Annotated in this window: 17 protein-coding genes; 10 read left to right on the forward strand and 7 right to left on the reverse strand. The window is 43.2% G+C overall.

Annotated features, from left to right (window positions below; genetic code table 11):
- Positions 1-121: 121 nt before the first annotated feature.
- A complete protein-coding gene (locus ABWY16_RS00165; protein ID WP_353902625.1) occupies positions 122-1246 on the reverse strand; it encodes an acyltransferase family protein in 1125 nt (374 codons plus the stop codon).
- 318 nt (positions 1247-1564) lie between these two features.
- Between ABWY16_RS00165 and ABWY16_RS00170 the strand changes: the two genes are divergently transcribed.
- Positions 1565-2608, forward strand: a complete 1044-nt coding sequence (locus ABWY16_RS00170) for an NAD(P)-dependent alcohol dehydrogenase (protein ID WP_353902626.1) — start codon at positions 1565-1567, stop codon at positions 2606-2608.
- 186 nt (positions 2609-2794) lie between these two features.
- On the opposite strand, the gene ABWY16_RS00175 is transcribed toward ABWY16_RS00170, so the two are convergent.
- Positions 2795-3868: a glycosyltransferase gene (locus ABWY16_RS00175; protein WP_353902627.1), complete on the reverse strand. Its 1074-nt coding sequence runs from the start codon at positions 3866-3868 to the stop codon at positions 2795-2797.
- A gap of 100 nt (positions 3869-3968) precedes the next feature.
- Here ABWY16_RS00175 and ABWY16_RS00180 point away from each other — a divergent pair, with 100 nt between their 5' ends.
- Genes ABWY16_RS00180 through ABWY16_RS00190 form a run of 3 tightly spaced genes read left to right on the forward strand, consistent with a single transcriptional unit; the run spans position 3969 to position 7333 of the window.
- Positions 3969-5096 carry a glycosyltransferase family 2 protein gene (locus tag ABWY16_RS00180; protein WP_353902628.1) on the forward strand — a complete coding sequence of 376 codons (1128 nt, stop codon included), beginning with the start codon at positions 3969-3971 and terminating at the stop codon, positions 5094-5096.
- 12 nt (positions 5097-5108) lie between these two features.
- A complete protein-coding gene (locus ABWY16_RS00185; RefSeq protein WP_353902629.1) occupies positions 5109-6266 on the forward strand; it encodes an acyl-CoA dehydrogenase family protein in 1158 nt (385 codons plus the stop codon).
- Entirely contained in the window at positions 6263-7333 is a 1071-nt protein-coding gene (locus tag ABWY16_RS00190; RefSeq protein ID WP_353902630.1) for a glycosyltransferase family 4 protein, read from the forward strand. The genes ABWY16_RS00185 and ABWY16_RS00190 overlap by 4 nt, the downstream gene beginning before the upstream one ends.
- Here ABWY16_RS00190 and ABWY16_RS00195 read toward each other — a convergent pair.
- Both ABWY16_RS00195 and ABWY16_RS00200 read right to left on the reverse strand, forming a co-directional pair.
- Positions 7317-7895, reverse strand: a complete 579-nt coding sequence (locus tag ABWY16_RS00195) for an SAM-dependent methyltransferase (protein WP_353902631.1) — start codon at positions 7893-7895, stop codon at positions 7317-7319. The two genes, ABWY16_RS00190 and ABWY16_RS00195, sit on opposite strands and share 17 nt — an antisense overlap.
- Positions 7895-8644 carry a PIG-L deacetylase family protein gene (locus tag ABWY16_RS00200; RefSeq protein ID WP_353902632.1) on the reverse strand — a complete coding sequence of 250 codons (750 nt, stop codon included), beginning with the start codon at positions 8642-8644 and terminating at the stop codon, positions 7895-7897. Before ABWY16_RS00200 ends, ABWY16_RS00195 begins: the two co-directional genes overlap by 1 nt.
- 202 nt (positions 8645-8846) lie before the next feature.
- Here ABWY16_RS00200 and ABWY16_RS00205 point away from each other — a divergent pair, with 202 nt between their 5' ends.
- From ABWY16_RS00205 to ABWY16_RS00215, 3 genes are all read left to right on the forward strand, one after another.
- Positions 8847-9653 (forward strand): alpha/beta fold hydrolase, encoded by an 807-nt coding sequence (locus tag ABWY16_RS00205; protein WP_353902633.1) that lies wholly within the window; start codon positions 8847-8849, stop codon positions 9651-9653.
- Between the two features lie 11 nt (positions 9654-9664).
- The gene (locus tag ABWY16_RS00210; protein ID WP_353902634.1) at positions 9665-10714 is read left to right on the forward strand and encodes a PAS domain S-box protein; all 1050 of its coding nucleotides are present in this window, start codon (positions 9665-9667) and stop codon (positions 10712-10714) included.
- Positions 10715-10883: 169 nt separating this feature from the next.
- The gene (locus tag ABWY16_RS00215; protein ID WP_353902635.1) at positions 10884-11348 is read left to right on the forward strand and encodes a hypothetical protein; all 465 of its coding nucleotides are present in this window, start codon (positions 10884-10886) and stop codon (positions 11346-11348) included.
- A 125-nt stretch (positions 11349-11473) separates the two neighbouring features.
- Here the strand turns inward: ABWY16_RS00215 and ABWY16_RS00220 are convergent, their stop codons facing one another.
- The 3 genes from ABWY16_RS00220 to ABWY16_RS00230 all read right to left on the reverse strand — a co-directional run bounded on the left by ABWY16_RS00220 (position 11474) and on the right by ABWY16_RS00230 (position 17061).
- Complete coding sequence (locus ABWY16_RS00220; RefSeq protein WP_353902636.1) at positions 11474-12067, reverse strand: diheme cytochrome c-553; 594 nt, start codon at positions 12065-12067, stop codon at positions 11474-11476.
- 253 nt (positions 12068-12320) lie between these two features.
- Positions 12321-13805, reverse strand: coding sequence for a SusD/RagB family nutrient-binding outer membrane lipoprotein (locus ABWY16_RS00225; RefSeq protein ID WP_353902637.1), 1485 nt, complete (start codon positions 13803-13805; stop codon positions 12321-12323).
- A gap of 22 nt (positions 13806-13827) precedes the next feature.
- On the reverse strand, positions 13828-17061 hold the full coding sequence (locus ABWY16_RS00230) for a SusC/RagA family TonB-linked outer membrane protein (RefSeq protein WP_353902638.1): 3234 nt from the start codon (positions 17059-17061) through the stop codon (positions 13828-13830).
- A gap of 492 nt (positions 17062-17553) precedes the next feature.
- On the opposite strand from ABWY16_RS00230, the gene ABWY16_RS00235 reads away from it, so the two are divergent.
- From ABWY16_RS00235 to ABWY16_RS00245, 3 genes are all read left to right on the forward strand, one after another.
- Positions 17554-18894, forward strand: a complete 1341-nt coding sequence (locus ABWY16_RS00235) for an MFS transporter (RefSeq protein WP_353902639.1) — start codon at positions 17554-17556, stop codon at positions 18892-18894.
- A 203-nt stretch (positions 18895-19097) separates the two neighbouring features.
- Positions 19098-19970, forward strand: a complete 873-nt coding sequence (gene budA, locus ABWY16_RS00240; protein WP_353902640.1) for an acetolactate decarboxylase — start codon at positions 19098-19100, stop codon at positions 19968-19970.
- Positions 19971-20100: 130 nt separating this feature from the next.
- Entirely contained in the window at positions 20101-21975 is a 1875-nt protein-coding gene (locus ABWY16_RS00245) for a CocE/NonD family hydrolase (RefSeq protein WP_353902641.1), read from the forward strand.
- Positions 21976-21997: the final 22 nt, after the last annotated feature.

Raw genomic sequence — 21997 nt, forward strand, 5'->3', positions numbered from 1 at the left:
CCAGCACCAACCACAAATTTCCGCCCCACAACCCCCTCACAACACCCTGTTAAAGAACAGTTAATACCGAACATAAACCCTTCAAGAACCGTCTAAAGTTCGTCCATGCCAATATGATGTACTACATCCCTACACTACCTTTAAAAGGCCGACCCAAAGCAACCTGTTCTTTCGGAAGAATAGCGGTCTGTTTCGATGCTGAAGGTTTTCCAACGATAACAGGAAAATACCTGTTGCAAAGATAAATCAGGGGAATAAGAAGAAATACCGTCGGGACAACGACAATTGCGCCAATAAAACCATTGGCAGCAATCTCTTTCGATGAAATGTCAAATACATCTAAAATAAATTTATTGACGATGGTCATTACAAAGAGGTGAAAAGCCATAATAAATAACGTGTTTTGCGCTACAAACTGAAATATACTAATGTGCCCAAGTCCCAGTTCTATGATCCTGCTCAGTGTTATTACGCAGGTAATTCCTGCAAAAGCCCCTACAAAAAACAACTTAAAGTTGCTATACTGGTGTTGGTTCATATCAGAGTGGGTGCGCTGTGCCACAAATAATAAAACAGCAAATGCCAGTATCGAAATTACAGACAACTTCAGCATGGACAATTGGATCAGCTGAAATACCCTGGTCTTGAAAAGGTTCCCTACTCCATAAAATATTATCCCTACTAAAGCAATATCTATTCCCCATGGTAACCAGAATGGCATATAATTACGATCCAGCCAGCAAAGTGGAAGAAAACAAACCAACGCAATATACTTTTGGTTATCAGTCAGCTTGCGGAAAACAAGAAAATAAATATTTTCCAAACTGAACAGGCAAATGATAAACCAGGTTGCAATACAATGTATCAGCCAGTCGCCATACCCGTTACCATAAAATATCCCAAAGAAAGACTTGTAAAAGCGTCCGCTTGAAACAAACATCTCATCAAAGTTTTTGAAGAAAAAAAGCCAGAAGATGTAGGCAACAAGATTTAACAGTAAGTAAGGTACAAGGAGCTGTTTGACCCTCGCCTTCAGGAACTGACTATAAGTATCAAACTTTTTGAATGAAAACAGAAAACCGGATAAAAAGAAAAAAAGTGGAATGTCGAATGCCGATATAAAATCGAACCATCCTTTGTTCGTCGTCTGATGTGCGCATATCACGAGAACAATTCCTATGAATTTTGCATAATCTATCCACATAACCCGCTGAATGGGTTTGATTTCCGCTATGAGAGTTGACATATTCTAATGTGTTTTCTGGTCGTTAATAAATATTAGAGCAAATGCTTAATGATGAAATTATTTAATACTTTGAATATACCTATACCTCCAAAGTCTTTCGCTATTCATTCTGTTCATTGTTCAGAATAGAAATCTATATTCAATATTTTTCACATTAATGCAAAATGTTATTCATAAGGTTGACAATCAGCTTTAGTACTATCTGTTACCAAGCGTTAGAAATCTGCTATGTTTGAATTTTGCAATAAATTGTTTGAATGATGTTGTCTGATAATGCAAGTCCTGCCCTACCTTTATCTCAACTTAACTAGATTTATAATGATAGAGACAAAAGGATATGCAGCACAAACTGCCGGCGAAGATTTAGCCGCGTGGTCATTCGAGCGCCGCGAAGTAGGCCCGCATGATGTACAATTTGACATTTTATTCTGCGGTGTATGCCACTCAGATTTACACCAGATCAAAAACGACTGGTTCCCGGGGATTTTTCCGATGGTACCAGGCCACGAAATTGTTGGACGTGTTGTGAAAGTGGGCGACCATGTAAAAAACTTTAAAGTGGGCGACCTGGCAGGTACAGGTTGTATGGTAGACTCCTGCCAGGAGTGTGCAAACTGTAAAAAAGATCTTGAACAATACTGCCTTGAAGGAAACACTGGTACTTATAACAGCCTGGAACGCGATGGTAAAACACCAACCTATGGCGGTTATTCCAATACAATTGTAGTAAGGGAAGAATTTGTACTGCATGTTTCAGAAAAATTGAACTTAGCAGCAGTTGCACCATTATTATGTGCAGGTATCACTACCTACTCACCACTGAGACACTGGAAAGTTGGTAAAGGACACAAACTGGCAGTATTGGGATTAGGTGGATTAGGACACATGGCTGTTAAATTTGGTGTTGCATTTGGCGCTGAGGTTACGGTATTGAGTACTTCACCTAAAAAAGAAGAAGATGCAAAAAAACTGGGTGCACATCATTTTGTAGTGACCTCTGATAAAGAACAGATCAAAGCTGCCATGGGCACATTCGACTTTATCCTGGATACAGTTTCTGCAGAGCATGACTTTAACATGTACCTCTCTTTACTGGCTACAGATGGTACAATGATTTGCGTGGGCGTGCCACCTAATCCTGCAGAGGTTGCTGCGTTCAGCTTGCTGGCCGGCAGAAAAAGTCTTGCAGGTTCTGGCATCGGTGGTATTGCCGAAACTCAGGAAATGCTTGATTTCTGTGCAGAGCACAATATCGTTTCCGAAATCGAAATGATTGACATTAAAGACATCCACAACGCCTACGAGCGCATGGAAAAAGGTGATGTCCGTTACAGATTTGTAATAGATATGGCTACTTTATAAGCAATTGTATCTAAACATGAACGAGGGGGCTGATCATACAATCAGCCCTTTTGCATTTTAAATCCGAAAACCAAGGATTTGATAAAATAGGATATACCTCCCACAGCAAGGATCAGATCCGGCTGTCAAGTTATACGGAAAAATTAATGAAGAAAAATACCGCAAATAACAAACTATGCACGGCAGCTAACAACTATAAAGTCGCTCCGCAGTAGTTTTAATAGCAGTCCCGATCCTCTGCAGTGCATCTTTTTGCATTACCCCTTTCCAGTTTGGCGCTGTGTTACATAAGGTGTCCAGTAAGCCCGGCCATTTCTGCAGGTATAAATCGCTGGCCTTTACAACCAGTGCATTCCCGTTCGCGGCAAGCATAGCGGCTTTCTGCTGCTGCTCTTCAAAAGGTCTTTCTTCGGGTATACAAATGAACCGCTTGTTCAGATCTGCCATTTCCATTACCGTGTTATGTCCGGCATTGCCAATCACTACTTCACAGTTACATAATACATCCAGCGGATCTTCAACCTGGCCATGCCAGATGATATTCTTCGCTAGCTCCCCCTGCTCATCTCCAATTACATGAAAGATATATTGTTCACAATGTGCAGCCAGGAAAAGAATAAATGAAGCATCAATTGAAGTTCCCCCTTTACCCAAAAGAATAGCTACGTGTCCGGGCAGCTCCTTTGCAAGGTCATTCCGGTCAACATCGCTATACCTTGAAAAACCACCACTATAGCATGTCTTCCCTGCAAACCGCTCCAGGTTTTCCGCTGAAGCCATACTTGCAGAATATGGCGCGATCAAAAGCTCTGCACTGAGGTAGGCGTTGATATGTGCAGTATCATTCCGCAGGCCATGCTGCAGCATTACTATAGTCGGAATTCCGCAGAGGCGGGCCAGCATAGTCACTTCAACAGATACATCCACAATAAGAACCATTGGGAACCGGCTGATAAATACGTTGCTCATCAAAGCTGCGCGCTCACGGATACCTTCTATACCCAAAGGGGAATAATGTAAAAAATCAGGCTGTCCCTCTGGCAGCACCGGATCAGTAGATACCGGGACATCCATAGGAAGATGGATACATTCGATCTGTGGACTAATCATTGCGGCATAAGGTTTAAGGTTGCTTCCCATAAAACAAACAGGATAATCCTGTACCGTGCCCGCTATGCTGATGGCCCGCATCACATGACCGGCACCATGATGATGGATATAAAAACAAATGCTCGGATGACTGTTAGCTGTGTGGCCCATTGCCCCAGATAACCTCAGGAGAGAATGTATTGTTTTAACGCCCTTGTTAAATACATCAAACATTGAGCGCTCTTGTATGTTGTCAAACAAAATCAGCAGAATGACGATCTTCAAAACACCAGCAGCCAAAAACCTGAAAGCAACAATTATTGTTCCTGTAAAAGACGAAGAAACCAACCTTTACGGGATGCTGGATGCGTTAAGGCAACAGGTTACTCCCCTCGGCAATGCCGTACCTGCTGAATATTATGAAGTTTTGTTGCTGGCAAATAATTGTACTGATAACTCATATGCACTTGCAAAGGCCTACCAGCTTCTCCATCCTGGCTTTCAGCTGCATGTCGAAGAGATTTTCCTGGAAAAACCCCATGCACATATTGGTACAGTACGCCGGCTGCTGATGGACGAAGCTTATCAGCGCTTTCAGGCCCCTGATAAGCCAGATGGAATTATCATCTCCACTGATGGGGATTCGCGTGTGGACAGCTGCTGGCTGCACTATATTTTCACAGAATTTGAAAATGGCTGTGATGTAGTTGGGGGCAGGATCATATCAGAATACAGTAAAAGCCCTTCACGCAAATTTCACCTCAAGGATGTAGGATACCGCTACCTCGTCAGTCATCTGGAATCTCAGCTGGACCCCTGTGCGTTTGATCCATGGCCAAGGCATTTCCAGTGTTTTGGGCCAAGTACGGCAGTCAAATGCAGTATATACGAAAAAGCCGGACGTTTACCCATCCTACCGTATCTCGAAGATGAAAACTTCAGGAAAGCTCTGATCAGGATCGATGCACGCATAAGACGTTCGCCATGGGTAAAAGTTTATACCTCGAGCCGCGAGAGCGGTAAGGTTGACTTTGGTTTTTCCATACAGCTGAACGAATGGACAAAAATGAACCTGGAAGGAAAAAAGATGCTGGTAGAACCGATGGGATCGCTCATCATAAAGTTTAATGCAAGGAAATTACTGCGTGAACTTTTCATTGATTATAACTCAGGAAACAGATTAAATACCAAACGCTTAAGAGTCCTTGCCAGATCATTATTCCTTGAGGAAGACTGGCTGAAAAACAAGATTACTACGGCACGCTACTTTGGCGCTTTGTGGGAAGAAACTGAAATGAACCTGAGCGAACAGAAATGGGAAGAAAGACACCCTGTGGTACATATCGATACTGCCATTGGACATCTGAGAGATTTACTGTACACAAAACAGCTTGCCTAATTTATACAATTAATGAGAGATTATACTACTTTATACCAGCAACTTGGCCAGCTGGCGATATTAACGGAGCAATCGGGTGAAATGCCTGCTGATGAGATAGTTTTACTAAAGGAAAGCGGCTTATTGAGTGTTGTATTGCCCGGGCACGAACTCGATTTTTCTGATGACCATATGCCTGAACTGCTGAATTTGTTAAAGGATGTAGGCAGAAGTAACGGAGCTGTCGGACGTATTTATGAAGGTCACATCAACACCCTGTTCCTGATCCATTTATATGCAACTGCAGAGCAGCGGAATTACTGGTTTAACCAGGTTGAACAATATCAGAAATTATTTGGGGTCTGGAATACAGATGGCGCTATAGGTATAAGTTTTAAGCGGACTGAAAATGCAGTAACAATAAACGGTGCAAAGGGATTCTGCTCCGGAAGCAGCCTGGTGGATTATGCGCTGATAGGAGGTAAAACCGACAGGCCATCCAATGGTTCTGACTGGCAGATGGTAATTGTACCGATGGTCCTCGTAGATGAACCACGGATAGACTACAATTCCTGGAAACCTATGGGAATGAAAGCTTCTGTAAGCCATACGATCGATTTCTCTGGTATTGAAATTGAAAATGATGCTTTGCTGGGCATGCCCGGCGACTACCTGAAGGCACCCTATTTCTTAGCCGGAGCGATCCGTTTTGCCTCAGTACAGCTGGGTATGGCAGAAGCTGTGTACAATAACACTTTGGCATTTCTCCGGGGACTTAACCGGCTCGAGGATCCTTTCCAGAAAATGCGTATTGGCAGGATGGCTATGGCTGTACATACAGGGCAACTGTGGATCACCAACTCCGGAAATGAATTTGACAGCCACAAAAATCAACCTGATAAGTACAATCATCTGATCGCCTACGCAAATTTAACGCGGCTAACTATTGAAAGCGTATGTCTTGAGGTCCTGGAGCTGTCTGCCAAATGTGTAGGCGCAAAAGGCTTAATGGCACCGGGCGATCTGGAAAGATGGCACCGAGACCTGAGTTATTACCTTCGTCAGCCCGCCCCCGATGCAACATTACAGAATGCTGCCGGATTCCTGATAAAAAACGATGAAGGAATTGAGCATTTTTCCGGTACCACTGCTGTGAAAACTGAAAATAACGAATATACTGTATACTCATGAAGATAGGCATCATAGCGCATCTCAAACACCCCATCAGAAGTCCTTTTCGCGGCGGCCTGGAAGCATTTACCTTCGATATTTGTAAACGCCTGTCCAAACGGGGGCACCAGGTCACTTTATTTGCCTCTTCAAAATCTGATGCAGCTTTAAATGTTTATCCTATTCTGGACGACAGCTCTTATGACGACCTGACCGGCTTCAGGGAGAAAAAACCGAATCTATCCTCGGAATATATGGCTGAACATCACGCCTATATGGATCTCATGCAACATATTGATACGATGGATCTGGATGTGATTTTTAATAACAGCCTGCACTATGTGCCCGTAACTATGGCCGGGATGCTGAACACCCCAATGCTTACTGTACTCCATACTCCCCCGTTCTTTGAATTGAAAAACGCGGTTAAACTGGAAAGCAGGTCTGGCAGCATTACCTATGTAACGGTGTCTGCAAGAAATGCGGAAAACTGGAGCCCCTACACTACTGCATGTACTGTGATCGACAATGGAATTGACCTGAATAACTGGAAATTTTACGAGCAGCCTGAAGGAGAATATGCAATCTGGTTTGGCAGGATCCACCCCGATAAAGGTACCCACCTGGCTATTGAAGCTGCAAAACTTGCAGGTATACCGCTAAAAATTGCCGGTGCCATTGCAGATGAACGGTATTTCAAAAGTTCTGTTGAGCCCCTGCTTGATCATACAATATCGTTTTTGGGACAGAAAAACCACGTAGAACTCAATAGTTTAATCGGAAATGCCCGTGTAACCCTTGTTACGCCAACCTGGGAAGAGCCCTTCGGACTGGTCATTGCAGAGTCTCTGGCTTGTGGCACTCCCATAGCCGGATTCGCAGTGGGATCACTAACGCAGCTGATCAGCGCTGAAACCGGTAAGCTGGCCAGTGCCGGAGATGTTGCAGGGCTGGCCGCAGCAATTGCCGCAGCCCGCACAAAAGATCGTCAGCAATGCAGGAAACAGGCTGAAAATTCTTTCAATGTAGAGATCATGATCAGCCGGTATGAGGAGCAACTGGAAAACCTGCTTACGGTTTCACCATAACGTCAATCCTATAGTTATCTTTTATATCCTGAAAGGTATTGATATAGGCCGGATCACCGGTAAAGATCCGGCTGATCTCATCACCGTTAAATGCGCAGCCTTCAATCTGAGGTCTGTAGTTTACAAGGCACAGCGTACCGCCAGCATTCAGTGAATCAAAGATCAGTTCTTTAGTGAGTTCCAGATCTTCCTTGCTCAGGTAATAGGCCACTTCACTCAACATGATCAGGTCGTATTTTCCTTCAGGATACTCCCTTGGAATATCGAATACTCCGAATTGTATGCCTTTTCTGTCTTTTAGCCGCTCACGTGCAATTGCTATTGGCTTTTCACTGATATCTACTCCCAGCAAAAATGAACAATGGGGCGCAATTTGTTCCGTCAGGATACCTATTGAACAACCAATTTCAAGGGCATTTGCAAAGTACTTACCTTCCAGGGCCTCAATTGTATGCCTGTATTTCTCCTGTTCATAAGCACTGCCTGCAAAATTCCATGGATCATTTGAATTTTCGTACATGGCATCAAAATATGCCCTGTTGATGTTTGTTTCTTCCGTCATTATTTTGCCTGTTTAATATAATACTCTTTATCTCCGTAAAAGGTTTGCAAAACATCGTCCTGCAGCACAAAGCCATCAGGATCATCAAAGAGATCAGGACTCAGCTGAGATTGGTGCTGTGCAATGGCAATCTTCTTTTTGTCTTTCTGCTTCCCCACCGGCAGGTATTGGATTCCTCCGGGTATATTAGTGAGTGGTTCTACATCAACTTCATTTCCTAATGTATACAGCCAGATCAGGTACTGCCACAGTTCTGTCTCCGGATATTGTTCTAGAGCAGCCACAGTGATCTGCCAGCTGGCACGGTGATCCCGGTGCGGATCAAACTCATAGGGAACCAAAACAAGTTCTGGCTGGATCTGATCAATTATACCTATCATTTGGGCTACAAAACCCTGGAAACCTTTCTCTCCCTGCGCCGGTAGCGCACTGTCTTTTCCCCTGAAAAAGGTAATATTGCGCTCATCAACGCCCAGTATTTCGAGTGCATTTATGGCTTCCTGTTCACGCATTTTACACCTGGCCGCAGAAGTTGTATTTCTTGAATTGGGATGTGACATGCTTCCATCGGTGGTAAAGATGACATGAACAGCAATAGCTGCATCCCTGAGATTGGCAATCAGTGCCCCGCAGCCAAGCGATTCATCATCAGGATGCGGCGCGATAACCAGGCAGTGCTTCACACTGTGAAGTACACCCGTATCAATTTCTGTTGAAACTTTTAAAAGATTTTGCAGTTGACTGTTCATTTAAATATAATTACCCAGAATGAACAGCAAAAACGGCGAAATGTTCCGGCCTTTTAAAAAGAGATTATCCTATATTATACCTATGAGTGTAAATTTATGTGTTTAAAGATCTTTTTCTTTACTTAAACACATTGTAGGCACGCTATTGGTATAGTCATTTGTGTTACCACATCATTCTGTGGCATACTGTAATACGACTCTTATGCGCGAAACATCTTTCCTAAATATTTCTGTCAGAAATAATGTAAAAGTTATAGGTGAAGGAACAACAACACTGTTGTTTGGCCACGGATTTGGTTGTGATCAGCATACCTGGAGATCAGTCAGTCCAGCCTTTGAGAAAGACTACAGGGTGGTGCTGTTTGATTATGTAGGTGCAGGCAAATCTGATCTCAGCGCGTATGACAGCGAGCGTTATAGTAGTCTTGAGGGATATGCTAAGGATATAGTTGAGATCTGCGAGGAACTTGAGTTACAAAATGTGATCTTCATAGGTCATTCCGTGAGTAGTATGATCGGACTGCTGGCGCTGAAACAAAACCCATCAATCTTCAAAAAGATTGTCTTTATTGGTCCTTCTCCGCGTTATATCAATGAGCCCGGATATGATGGTGGTATAGATCGTGATGATCTGGATGAATTACTGGACGTAATGGACAGCAATTATATGGGCTGGTCTCAGATGGTGGCTCCGTCTATTATGGGTAATCCGGACAGACCGGAACTTGGCCAGGATCTGGCAGCAAGTTTTTGCGCTATGGATCCTGGTATTGCAAGGCAATTTGCAAGGGTTACTTTCATGTCTGATAACCGCCACGACCTTCTTTATTTAAATGTACCCAGCCTGACTATTCAGTGTAATGATGATTTCTTAACATCGCAGTACATTGCTGAATATATTCACCAGCATACTACTGGTAATGAAGTCGTACTGTTGCCATCGAGCGGGCACTGTCCACACCTGAGCGATCCAAAAGCAGTAATCAAAGCAATAAAATCATTCATTTAAAATATAAGGATATGAAGAACAAGGCGATGAACAGATATCTGAAGAAAGATTTTTTATATGATGAACTGTTATGTGGCTTTGTTTCATTCAGCCCCGACGGGCAAATACTGTCCATCAACAAAACTATGGCTTCCTGGGTAGGTATAGATTTTCAGGAAGTACAGGTGCTCAATTTTAAGTCGCTCATGACCAAATCCAGTATGCTGTATTACAATATGGTAGTGGACCCTCTGTTAAATTTAAAATCTGTTGTGAGCGAAATCAGTCTTAAATTCAGTGGCAGCGAGGGTAGCTTCGATGCGCTATTGAATGCAGAAAGTTATAAAAACGAACAGGGTAAGCTGATCCTTATCAACGCGACAGTTCAGAAAATAACCGACAGAAAACGTTACGAAAATGAAATACTCCGTGAAAAACGACATGCAGAAGAGGAAAAACGGAAGTATGAATTTCTTTTTAACTCTGCTCCCAACCAGATCTGGACAACGGATGCTGAGGGAAAAATATTAACCGTAAATGAACGGGTTAAAGACTACTTCGGGATCACTGAAGTGACAGATGTCTATGGTTTATCAGGCATCTTCAGGGAAGACAGGCAAAAATATCAGACGCTATGGAGATATTCACTGGCAAATGGAACGGCGTTTCAGGGAGAAATCAGGCTTCAGGGTATTGCTAACATTCCTGAATGGTTTATGATTACTGCAGAGCCCTACAGTGATAAGGATGGTAAAATCGAAATGTGGTTTTTCTCCAGTACAAACATCAACAAGCAGAAAATGCTGCAGATTGCCAGTCAGACGGAACAAAAAATAAGTCTTTCCAACGCTTATAAGACCCTGGCCGATAACCAGGAACGTTTCGTTTCTATCGCGATGAACCAATCACATATGATCCGCAAGCCACTTGCCAATATCCTGGGACTTGTGCAGTTGTTGAGCGATGAAGATGCGAGCCCCGAATTTAAAAACCTGCTGAATATGCTGCTGGTTAGTGTTGAAGAACTTGATACCATGATCAAGCAAGCCAATAAAACAAACATTCCGGATCTCAATGCTTAGGGATGGCGATAAAGGATATTTTATTACACATAATAATACAAATGCCCTCAAACTTTTTCAGATTAATAATCCTTATCCTGTATTTAAAGTATTGCAGAATATTTTATAAATTGCGCCATACAAACGGGCGGTAGAAATGCAGTCAGGTACTTTATAAATAAAATATATAATGAAAAGATATACATTAATTCTGTCGATGATCCTCGGTACAGTGTTTTTTGCTGCAGCACAACAAAAGACACCAACCCTTACAGAGTTAACAAACAAAAATATGGAGGCGATGGATAAGAAGGTAAAGATGAACCCAACCCAAAGGAACATCATTTACAATTATACCATGGACATGTACAAGGAACAGCTGGCCCTCACCAAAAAACAGCAGACCGGCGGGTTCAATGATGACGACATTGCTAAATTCTACAGAATGCAGAATGAGACCACAAAAAATATCAGGAATATCCTGAAAGGTGATCAGCAGACTGATTATGATAATTTTCTGGAAGAACAGCTGAGAGGTGGAAATAAGAAAAAGAAAAAAAAGCACAGCAAAGATGAGGAGGAAGATGTGGTTACCGGTATCTCCGGCCTGAAATTGCCGCCCAATACCACTCCACCAAATACCAGTCCCGAATAACTCATTTACCCATAAATTCAGCGTAGCACATCAATACTGATACCTTTAACAATTTCGGAAACACTATAAAAAGAAAGCAAATGACAGTGAATCATTTGCTTTCTTTTTTACCGGCTTAGCTGATTTTACTTTGTTTGTCCCGGAGTGATAAAAGCAGGGATCTTGTTTTGGACAGGTTTGGTGGATTTCAAATACGCAAAGATCGCCTTTATATCTGCTTCTTCCACATGGGCATAATTCTCCCAGGGCATTGGAGGCAGGATGTTCCTCTCCTCGTCGATCCCCATGTGTTTACCCCTGGTAAATGCGTTTGTAAATTGTTTTAAAGACCAGTTGCCAATTCCCGTTCCATCAGAAGTTAAATTTGCAGCAAAGGTCATTCCCCATGGGCCCGCGAAGGCAGTACCGGTAGGATCAAATACACCTGAGCCTGGCTGCAGGTTTTTCATGTCCGGAACCTTAACGGGAACAGTGGAAGGATAACCCGAAAGGATTCTGTCAGGATCCAGCATTGGTCCGTGTTCACCCATGATCCTGGGAGAATGGCAGTCATTACAGCCCATAATGGTGACGAGGTATGCTCCCCGCTTGACTGAGGTGTCCTGTAGACCCATTTTGTCAATTGACACCTGGTCTCCTGATGCACTGGTTCCGCAGGAGGAAAGTGAATAAATAAAAATGGAAATAATTCCGGCAATAATCAATGTTCTGTGTTTCATAAATTTAATTCCTGGGCTTATGCCCTGTTTACCAATAGCAACTAATATCCGATGACATTAATTTTACATTGCAAAGTAAACGAAGACCTTATTATGAAAACATCCCCAAAAAACAGGGTTAATATCCCCGAAAACGGTTACAATTAAGCGTTTTTTGTGAACACTTCTATTAATTTGAGATGCAGATAATATTTTTGACAAAAAAAAAGGCGCCGGATTACTCCGGCACCCTTCATAGTTAATAGTACATTTTTTACTGGTCCCACCAAACTCTGGCGTCCTGCGTATCACCACCCGGCAACAGAACTACTGCTGCTTCCACAGCAGCTTTATTGCTTGAATATTCGTCAGGGAAATAAGCAAGTCTTCTGGGAATAAGTTTCGAAGCATTCACTGCGGCACTCGCAGGTGTCAATACCGGATATCCGGTTCTTCTCCAGATATTCCATGCCCTCAGCCCGTCAGGATAGGATGCAATATATTCCTGAGTAGCTATTTTACTTATATTATCAGCCGAGCCAGCTGCTCCTAAAGCCACTGCCGCCTGGGCTGTGTAATTAGCAGGAGCAGTTAAGCCCCATTGACTGAAGGACAAGTTGATACCAGTGCTGTAGAGAGAGCTGACCGATTCAGTAGTCCAGCCTCTGTTTGCCGCCTCTGCCCTGGCAAGAGTGACTTCGGCCGCACTGATAATTACTACACTGCCTGCCTGCCTTCTGAAGTCGCCACGTAATACGCGTGCCCAGGTGGGGTTTTCAGCAGTAAAATCGATAGTCGGCTGCCTGGCAAGTCCATATGGGATACCTATGTTTGAAGATGCACTGGCATTGCTACCTGATGCCTGCTCGGTAGCCCCTCCAAAAACAGTTTGTCTCGTATCGGCCAGAGAGGCCATTAAATCGGTCATCGTTTTACTTTCACCCAGATCCTTGCGTCCGTTATAAGTGGTATACCATGGCGTCGGGAAACTTCCGCCTGGATATACGGCAGTAAAATTCTGTGCATTGGCAGTGATATATCCACCGGCATCGCTGAGTGCTGCATTAAATTCTGTCGCTGCATAAGCACCGGCTGCCGGGAATTTTTTGGACAACTGGAGCGCCATCATTAAACGTAAAGAATTGCCGAGGCGTTTCCATGAAGGAACATCTCCGTTATAAAGCACATCACCATTTATTGCAGAGTTATCAAAAGCAGCAATTGCAGCCTTTATGGCAGTAGCCATCCCCTTGTAAATATCTTCCTGCCTGTCATATTTTGGATGCAGGTTTTGGAGGCCTTTCAATGCTTCGGTATACGGGATATCCCCCCAGCGGTCAGTAATTGTCCAGAACACGTATTGCTGCAGTATTTTAGCCACCTGTGTCATGTTATTGCTTTCATTGGCAGTAATAATCGTTTGCAGATCGTTCAGAATAGTACTGTAATAAGAGGTAAAACTGGAACGCTGTAAACTGTACAGGGTTATATCATTATATTGTGACTCTGCGAAATACTGTGCATATATGCCAGGCGTGGTTACCCCCGGGATGGATGTTCTTGTAATATTTGTATCAGCAGCAACGCTGGTACTAGCTATTGTTCCGATCAAACCTGTGGAAGTGGTCATTAGAGCACTCAATACAGGCTTTTGCGCATTCGCGGGATCGGTATTCGTATCACCGAAATTATCCAGTTTTTTACATCCAAATCCGAGCAAAAGCAGACCTGTAAATGTATATATATATAATTTTTTCATGTTAAATATCTTTATTGATCAATTAGAACCCTACCCTTAAATTAAACCCAAAGCCACGTGTTCCGGGCAACTGTCCTGTTTCACCCACCAAAGCATCGATTTCTGATGGGTCAAAATCTTTTGTTTTGGAGTAAATCAGTACCGGGTTGCGGGCCACTATGGAGAAATTGGCATTTTGAAGATATTTGCCCATTCCAAGTTTTTTCACCGGGATATTGTATCCTATTGAAATTTCCCGCAGTTTAACGTAGCTGAGGTCATATACAAATTCATCAAATGTCCGGTTGTTATACAGGTTCTGATAATATGTTTTGGCATCAACATAGTAAGATACTGGCTGTCCGGCAGCATTCTCGCCGACAACTTGAACACCTCCGCCATCAGCAACAGCATCCCTTACATTGTGCCCCCTGTCGTTGATTGCCGCCGTTCTTTCTGTAAGTCCGCTGAATGAGCCCCACATATTTGACAGCGAAACGAACTTACCTCCTATCTGCCAGTCAATATTTGCCCCTACAGTAAAGTTGTTCAGCACATTGAACGTATTTTGCAAACCTCCGGTATGTTTGGGCAGAACACTGCCAAAGTCAACATTGGGATCGTTGACGTAGGAACCATCTGCAGTAAGTTCGGGCTGACCGTTTGCATGTCTTTTTATTCCGTTTCCGTAGATTCTTCCCCATCTCTCCCCTTCAATATGAACGAGGTATGGCAGCTGCTGGGCACGCACCCCACCTATACTTGCAGTTCGGGTTATACCGTATTCTTTGCTGAGCTCAACAATATCGTTTTTGATTAAAGGAGACCATGTAGCTGAAATGTTCCAGGAGAAATTGCGTCCATCAACTGGTCGCCCGTTCAGCTGCAGTTCAAATCCCTCACGCTTAATTTCTCCAATATTTGTTAACAGGCCCGTGTAACCGCTTGCTCCATTGAGTGTCAGTGTATATGGGAAATTTTTGTCGACACCCTGCCAGTATGTTGCAGAAAATCCTACCCGGTTCTTCAGAAATGAGAGGTCGAGTCCAATTTCACTTTGTCTGGAAACGGCTCCGGAGATATTAGGATCCGTCAGCACATCAGGCGAGGTCATCAGCAGTCCGTCATTCCATTTGAACTGGTTGATGTTAAAAGCCCCTCCCGGGAAACGGTATGCACCAAATGTATCGTTAGTGGTACCCAATGCAAGCGGAATTTCCCCCCATGATGCCCTTAATTTTCCGCTGGACAGCCAGCTGAAGTTCTTCAGCAGGTCACTGAACAGGAAGGAAGCACCAAAAGATTTCGATAATACAGAATTATCTGCCAGTGGCAGGGTAGAAAACCAGTCATTGCGTAATGTGGCGTCCAGGAAAATCAGGTTTTTATAACCTACAGATGCCTTGGCAAACAGCGCCCGGTATTTCTCCTCTCTCCGGGCATTGATGATTGATGGTGCATTGACAGAATTTGATAGGGCATAGAGATCAGGCACACTCAATCCATTATTTGTATTGGCGCTGTTGAGTTTGTATATGGCGTTGAAAAAGTCAGATCCGGCGTTGGCGTTGATACTGAAATCGCCCAGCGTTTTTTTATAGGTGGCGAGGAACTCAATGTTCTCCCTGTTGGAGAACAGGTTTGCCGTATTGTAATAACCTTTCTGACCGGTTTGAGTAGCACCGGTTTCCAGGCTTGTGCTTATTTTACCTTCCGTCCATTCGCTATATTGCTGTCTGCGGTATGTACCGGCAATGCTCAGGTCGTCAGTAACTTTATAGGTAAGGCGTATATTTCCGTACAGCCGGTCGCGGTTATTGATATAATTGGTCTGATCGAAATAGGTGTAGAAGTTGTACCAGTAGTTCGCGCCATAAAAGCCAATGGGGTTTTCCGGATCATAAGCGTCAGGATTACCGTGGTTCCAGGAAGCAAACTCACCCTGTGGCGATTTTAAGCCCCTCAGCTCTTTCATGATTCCCATATCAATATTCCGGTGGTACCATTGATTGAATGAACCGGTAGACTGGTTTCCATAATCGTCGCTGATATTACCATGTAATGTTCTGTTCACATAAGTTATATCTGCGGCGATATTCAGTTTTTTGGTTATGTCATAGGAACTAATCAGGTTGAGCGTATTCTTTTTGAGTTTGGAATTTGGGATCAGTCCCTGGATATCCTGGTTACCGTAGGTCAGTTTAAAAGACATGTTGTCTGTAGCCTGGCTGATCGAAACCGAATTATTCAGCGTCACACCTGTGTTGAAAAAGTTCTTTGAATTGTCAGGCTGAGGGACAAGTGAAGTTGTTTTATAGGAGTATTTTGATCCGGGATACCAGGCATACCAGGGGATATATTCCTGTCCTTCCATTTTCGGGCCCCAGCTGGAGTCATCCGTATAATCCGGATAGCCTTTTCCGTCCAGCGCTTTCCATTCAGCCGGGTCACCTTCTTTCCAGTGATAGGTGGTCAGCTCCGGATTTGCGCCGCCGGCATACAGATTCTGGTAATTAGGAAGGTAAGCCACCTTGTCAAACTGCGCCCCGATATTTACCACTACACCCACACCCTGAGATTTGATCCCCTTCTTCAGCGTAATCACGATGGCACCATTTGCAGCCTGCGATCCAAACTGGGCAGTCGCCGCCGGTCCCTGCAGTATTGAAATACTTTCTATATCATCAAGGTTGAGGTCATTGGCATTAGGCAGAATCGTACCGTTTACTACATAAAGTGCACCTGAGCCTGTTCCAAAACCAGAAGCTCCGCGCAACCTGACTTCTGTTTCCCTTCCCAATGCGGCTACCGACTGGCTTCTCACCTGTATTCCGGAGACTTTACCGGCTAGTGCATTGTTCAGATCAGTCTGCCTGATCGTGTTTAATTTCTGACTGCTGACCACCTGTGCATTGGTAGTAGTAGATCTTGAAGTTTGTGTAGTACCAAATGCTCCCGTTACCACCACTTCTGACAATTGATTGGCATCCGGCTCAAAGGCAACCCGCATGGTACCATTGCCTGCCGGAAGTTCGATAGTTTTAAAACCCAGCGAGGAAAACACCAGAATTACATTTGAGCCCGAAACATTCAGTGTAAATGTTCCTGCGGCATCGGTTTGGGTTCCACTCTTGGTACCTTTTATCTTGATACTGGCACCCGGAAGAGGAAGTCCGTCAGTTTTGCTCGTTACTGTACCGGTAACGACTCGGTTTTGTGCCCATCCGTACAAGGAGAACAACAAAATTACGCAGAACGCGAGTAATTTTCTAGTCATAAGGTTAGTTTTTGGAGTTAATAGTTGCAATAGTTAAATGCAATATCATAAATAATTATAATAAATAGAATAAATACATGTTTAAAACATTTTTTCTCCTGTATTTTTGTTATAATGATAATTTATTTTTGAAATTTCATGCGATTTAGGTAGTGACATCCATCCGACAAATCAAATTGTTATCAGAATTTCAAATTATCACTATATATTTTGTTATAAATACAATTTAAAGAAACTTTTAATGGTTTAAAGGGATCAAATGTCCCAATAAATTAAAATGTTTAACAAAATTTTGATGTTTCTAAATAGTATAATTATTAAACATTCAAAAACCAATATGCGTTACTTAAAAAATTGATTTTCTTATCAACAAATTGACTGACTTTGAGGAGTAAGACAGAATAAGCCAGACAACCCCCAATTCCGGGGATACATATCATCTGTTTAGGTTATTTCAGGACAGGGCCGATAGCACTTGCTTTGTATTATCAGATGGAAGCAAAAAATAACAAAAGAACAATATGGGCCTGGGCTATGTTCGACTGGGCGAACCAGTCGTACAATATGGTGATCACCACTACAATTTTCCCTGCTTACTATGTAGCTATCACAGCGAATAAGGAAACCGGAGATATGGTTACATTTTTCGGGCGTCAATATGTGAACACCGTTTTATCTAATTACATCCTGGGCTTATCGTACCTGATCATAGTGATCACTTTGCCGATCTTAACTTCGATTGCGGATTACCGCGGTAATAAGAAGTTGTATATGCAGTTGTTTACCTGGCTCGGCAGCCTTTCCTGCGCCGGCCTGTTCTTCTTTACGATGGACACTTTTGAATTCAGCATGATCTGTTTCGGCCTTGCTTCGATTGGATATTGCGGAGGTTTTGTTTTTTACAATTCTTACCTGCCGCAGATAGCCAGCCTGGACCAGCAGGACGCAGTTAGCGCAAAGGGTTTTATCTATGGATTTGCAGGGTGTATCACCGTACAGATTATCTGCTTTGTATTTGTACTGGCACCGGGTATCTTCGGCATTACTGATGAAGCTTTCCCGGCAAGGTTATCCTTTCTGATTGTAGCATTCTGGTGGATAGGCTTCTCACTGATACCTTTTTATTTGTTGCCTGAAGGCACACCTAATGCGGGGTCTCACGATTACAATATATTTACCGGCGGATTTAAGGAATTGGCCAAAGTATGGAAAAAGCTGAAAGAGCTGCCCTTGATGAAACGTTTCCTGCCGGCATTTTTCTTTTACTCTGTAGGCGTACAAACAGTGATGCTGGTAGCTGCAGGCTTCGGCGCCAAAGAATTACTGCTGCCCGAAGAAAATCTGATCAGTATTATCCTGCTTATCCAGTTTGTTGCTATTCTCGGTGCCTGGCTGACAGCTAAATTCTCCGAAAAATACGGTAACGTGAAAGTTTTAATAGTCATTGTTGCCTTTTGGACCCTGATCTGCGGATTATTTTATTTTATAACAAAAGCCTATCAGTTTTATGCGGCAGCAGTACTTGTTGGCATTGTCATGGGTGGTGTCCAAACACTTTCGCGCTCTACCTTTTCAAAGTATATTCCTCAGGATATTCCGGACACAGCTTCTTATTTCAGCTTCTATGATGTTACAGAAAAACTGGCTATTGTTGTGGGGCTCTTCACTTTTGGCTTTGTTGAGGATGTTACCCATGAAATGCGGGATTCAGCATTGGTGCTTGACGTGTTCCTCGCTGTGGGCCTGCTCATATTGATATCATTATTTCTTGCCCAGGACAGAATGAAAGCTGTAAAAGAGCTTAAGTCTGCGCTGGCAACTATAAAAATATAGGTTAATCTGCCTGTCGTTTGATTTTTATTGTCTTTGAAACTTAATCGTTCCTGAACAACTGGATGGCGGTTCAGGAACATCAAACGTTAAATGGCAGCAATTGGTCCGGATTAAAAATATACTGATTTCACGCAGCATAATTTCTTATAATTAAATATCAGAAACCCCAAATTTTACGTTATAGACAATATATTATAAAAACTATGAAAGTTCTGCCCTATATCATTTTACCTCTGCTAAGTTTGAATGCAGTGTCTCAACAGAGCGCTCATCCGCTTAAGATAAAATCTACACGTATTACTCACCCGATTGCCAAAAATCCCATGAAAGCCGGTCCAGAAACAAATGCGCTGAACACCAAAAATTACAACACACTTTATCAATATGGAACAGCAGAAAGTTTTGTCGGAGGACTGTTCGAAGCTAACCTGCCTGTAGCAGATTTACTGAAACATGGCGACTTCGGGATTGGTGCGCCAGGTTTACTCGATGGAGAACTTGTGGTTTACAACGGTCAGGCCTACCAGTCACAAGCCACAGGAAAAACAGCCGCCTTACCCGGCTCCTTTAAAACAGCCCTGGCCTTTGTCACCTTCTTCAAACCTGACACTACTTTCCATATCAGCGCAGCCCTGAATCAAAAAGAAGCTTTAGCTCAGCTGGAGCAATATGTAAGTCATAAAAATTCAGCTTATGCCATCAAAATTTCGGGAAAATTCAGTTACCTCAAAACCAGGGCCTTCCCTCCCTATACCCAAAAGCCTTATCCCCCGCTGGCGACATTGCTTGACAGACAAAAATTCTTTGATATCAGAAACACCAGTGGTGTGATTATAGGTTATAAACTGCCCCCGTACCTGAACGGATTAAGCATCGAGGGCTATCATTTCCATTTCCTGTCTGATCAGAAAGACCAGGGCGGACACGTGCTTGATTTCGCAGGCGGAGAGCTGACCGTCGAGATCGCAAAGATTCAGACCTTCATCTTATCTATTCCGCAGGATGAGGACTTCATGCAATATAATTTCAAATCAAACATCCACAATGATCTTGAAAAGGTTGAAAAGGGACACTAGAAAACGCTGTACAATCACATAATCTCAGACACTGATAAAAATAATCACATAAAACAGCAATTTTGTTACTTCGTGTGACAGTATTAGTTTATCAATCTCCTAAATTTGGGCTGATTAACTAAACTAACTTATGAAATCTATTTTTACCTGTTTACTATCTTTTGTATTCCTATCCGGCAGCAGCTTTGCACAGGGCAATACAAGCAGCTATGCTAAAGACAACTACACCAAAAAGGACGTTTACATCACCATGAGGGATGGCACAAAGCTATTCACCTCTGTTTACAGCCCTAAAGATGCTTCGGCAAAAAAGAAATACCCTGTGATTATGCAGCGTACCTGCTACAGTATCGCGCCATATGGCGAGGATAAATTTCCGGCACGTCTGGGTCCTTCAGACATTATGATGAAGGAAGGTTATATTGTGGTTTACCAGGATGTACGCGGGCGCTACAAAAGCGAGGGCACATGGACCAACATGACTCCGGTAATCGACAATAAAAAGAGCAAAAAAGATGTTGATGAAGGTTCTGATACCTATGACACGATCGACTGGCTGGTAAAGAATGTAACCGGTAACAATGGCCGCGTAGGTCAGTGGGGTATCTCCTATCCCGGATTTTATACCGCTGCAGGAATCTTATCCAATCACCCGGCATTAAAGGCTTCTTCTCCGCAGGCACCGATCTCCGACTTCTTTTTTGACGATTTCCACCACAACGGTTCTTTTCTGGAGAGTTACATCTTTACCTTCCCCGTATTTGGTGTTCAGAAAACTGATACTACCAGCAAAGCATGGTACAACGGACAGTCAATCAAAAAAACTTCAAGTGATGGTTATCAGTTCTTACTGGATGTAGGCCCGCTAAAGAACTTTGACCAGTGGTATAAGGATAACTTCTACTGGCAGGAAACGATGAACCATCCCAACTATGATGAGTTCTGGCAGAAACGTGCTTTACCAAAACACTATGGAAAAGTTAAACCGGCAGTGATGCTTGTTGGCGGATGGTATGATGCAGAAGACCTTACCGGACCGCTGGCTATCCACAGGGCGATCAAAAAATCAGATCCTTCGGCATACAATACCATTGTGATGGGGCCATTCGGTCACGGCCGCTGGTCGCGCGAAACCGGCCACACCCTCCATTCAAATGTATATTTTGGCGACAGTATCGCTACTTTTTACCAGAAAAATATTGAAGCGAAGTTTTTTGACCACTTTCTGAAAGGCAATGGCGATAAAAAATCCGGTCTTCCAAATGCGTATATGTATGATACAGGAAACAAGGACTGGAAAACATTTGAGCAGTGGCCTGCTGCCAACGCTGTACACCAGAAGTTATTCCTGGGCGGGGACGGAAAGATTTCCTTGAGCCAGCCAGCTGCAACAGGTTCAGCTTCCTTCATCAGCGATCCGATGAAACCGGTTCCATATACAGAAGACAATACAACTACCGAAGGATTCACACCACACAATTATATGAGCGAAGATCAGCGTTTTGCTGGCCGCAGACCGGATGTGCTGGTATATCAGACTGATGTGCTTACGGAAGACATGACATTGGGCGGTGAGATCATGTCTCACTTAAAAGTGGCTACTACCGGAACAGATGCCGACTGGATTGTGAAGTTGATTGATGTTTATCCTGGTGATGAACCCAATCATCCTTATCTGCCAAACAAGAACATCCTGATGGCCAACTACCAGCAAATGGTACGTTCAGAAGTGATGCCGGGCAGGTTCCGCAACAGTTTTGAGAAACCGGAAGCTTTTGTAGCGAACCAGAAAACAGATGTAAACTTCCAGCTGCAGGATGTTTTACATACCTTCAAAAAAGGCCACCGTATCATGATACAGGTACAAAGCACAGCTTTCCCTTTGTTTGCACGTAACCCTCAGAAGTTTGTGGAAAATCCTTACAAAGCAGATCAAAGTGATTTTATCACTGCTACGCATACTGTTTTCAACGACAGCTATCTTGATGTTGAAGTATTGAAGTAGAGCAATAGAACTAGTAAAAAAA

Source organism: Pedobacter sp. (genome assembly GCF_040513095.1).
Taxonomy (GTDB): Bacteria; Bacteroidota; Bacteroidia; order Sphingobacteriales; family Sphingobacteriaceae; genus Pedobacter.

Excerpts from the sequence above, each read along its gene's own strand:
- ABWY16_RS00230 (WP_353902638.1), bottom strand. The coding sequence starts at position 17,061 with ATGACTAGAAAATTACTCGCGTTCTGCGTAATTTTGTTGTTCTCCTTG.
- ABWY16_RS00220 (WP_353902636.1), bottom strand. The coding sequence starts at position 12,067 with ATGAAACACAGAACATTGATTATTGCCGGAATTATTTCCATTTTTATT.
- ABWY16_RS00215 (WP_353902635.1), top strand. The coding sequence starts at position 10,884 with ATGAAAAGATATACATTAATTCTGTCGATGATCCTCGGTACAGTGTTT.
- ABWY16_RS00210 (WP_353902634.1), top strand. The coding sequence starts at position 9,665 with ATGAAGAACAAGGCGATGAACAGATATCTGAAGAAAGATTTTTTATAT.
- ABWY16_RS00185 (WP_353902629.1), top strand. The coding sequence starts at position 5,109 with ATGAGAGATTATACTACTTTATACCAGCAACTTGGCCAGCTGGCGATA.
- ABWY16_RS00235 (WP_353902639.1), top strand. The coding sequence starts at position 17,554 with ATGGAAGCAAAAAATAACAAAAGAACAATATGGGCCTGGGCTATGTTC.
- ABWY16_RS00175 (WP_353902627.1), bottom strand. The coding sequence starts at position 3,868 with ATGGGCCACACAGCTAACAGTCATCCGAGCATTTGTTTTTATATCCAT.
- ABWY16_RS00225 (WP_353902637.1), bottom strand. The coding sequence starts at position 13,805 with ATGAAAAAATTATATATATATACATTTACAGGTCTGCTTTTGCTCGGA.
- ABWY16_RS00205 (WP_353902633.1), top strand. The coding sequence starts at position 8,847 with ATGCGCGAAACATCTTTCCTAAATATTTCTGTCAGAAATAATGTAAAA.
- ABWY16_RS00245 (WP_353902641.1), top strand. The coding sequence starts at position 20,101 with ATGAAATCTATTTTTACCTGTTTACTATCTTTTGTATTCCTATCCGGC.
- ABWY16_RS00165 (WP_353902625.1), bottom strand. The coding sequence starts at position 1,246 with ATGTCAACTCTCATAGCGGAAATCAAACCCATTCAGCGGGTTATGTGG.
- ABWY16_RS00195 (WP_353902631.1), bottom strand. The coding sequence starts at position 7,895 with ATGACGGAAGAAACAAACATCAACAGGGCATATTTTGATGCCATGTAC.
- ABWY16_RS00180 (WP_353902628.1), top strand. The coding sequence starts at position 3,969 with ATGACGATCTTCAAAACACCAGCAGCCAAAAACCTGAAAGCAACAATT.
- ABWY16_RS00190 (WP_353902630.1), top strand. The coding sequence starts at position 6,263 with ATGAAGATAGGCATCATAGCGCATCTCAAACACCCCATCAGAAGTCCT.
- ABWY16_RS00170 (WP_353902626.1), top strand. The coding sequence starts at position 1,565 with ATGATAGAGACAAAAGGATATGCAGCACAAACTGCCGGCGAAGATTTA.
- budA (WP_353902640.1), top strand. The coding sequence starts at position 19,098 with ATGAAAGTTCTGCCCTATATCATTTTACCTCTGCTAAGTTTGAATGCA.
- ABWY16_RS00200 (WP_353902632.1), bottom strand. The coding sequence starts at position 8,644 with ATGAACAGTCAACTGCAAAATCTTTTAAAAGTTTCAACAGAAATTGAT.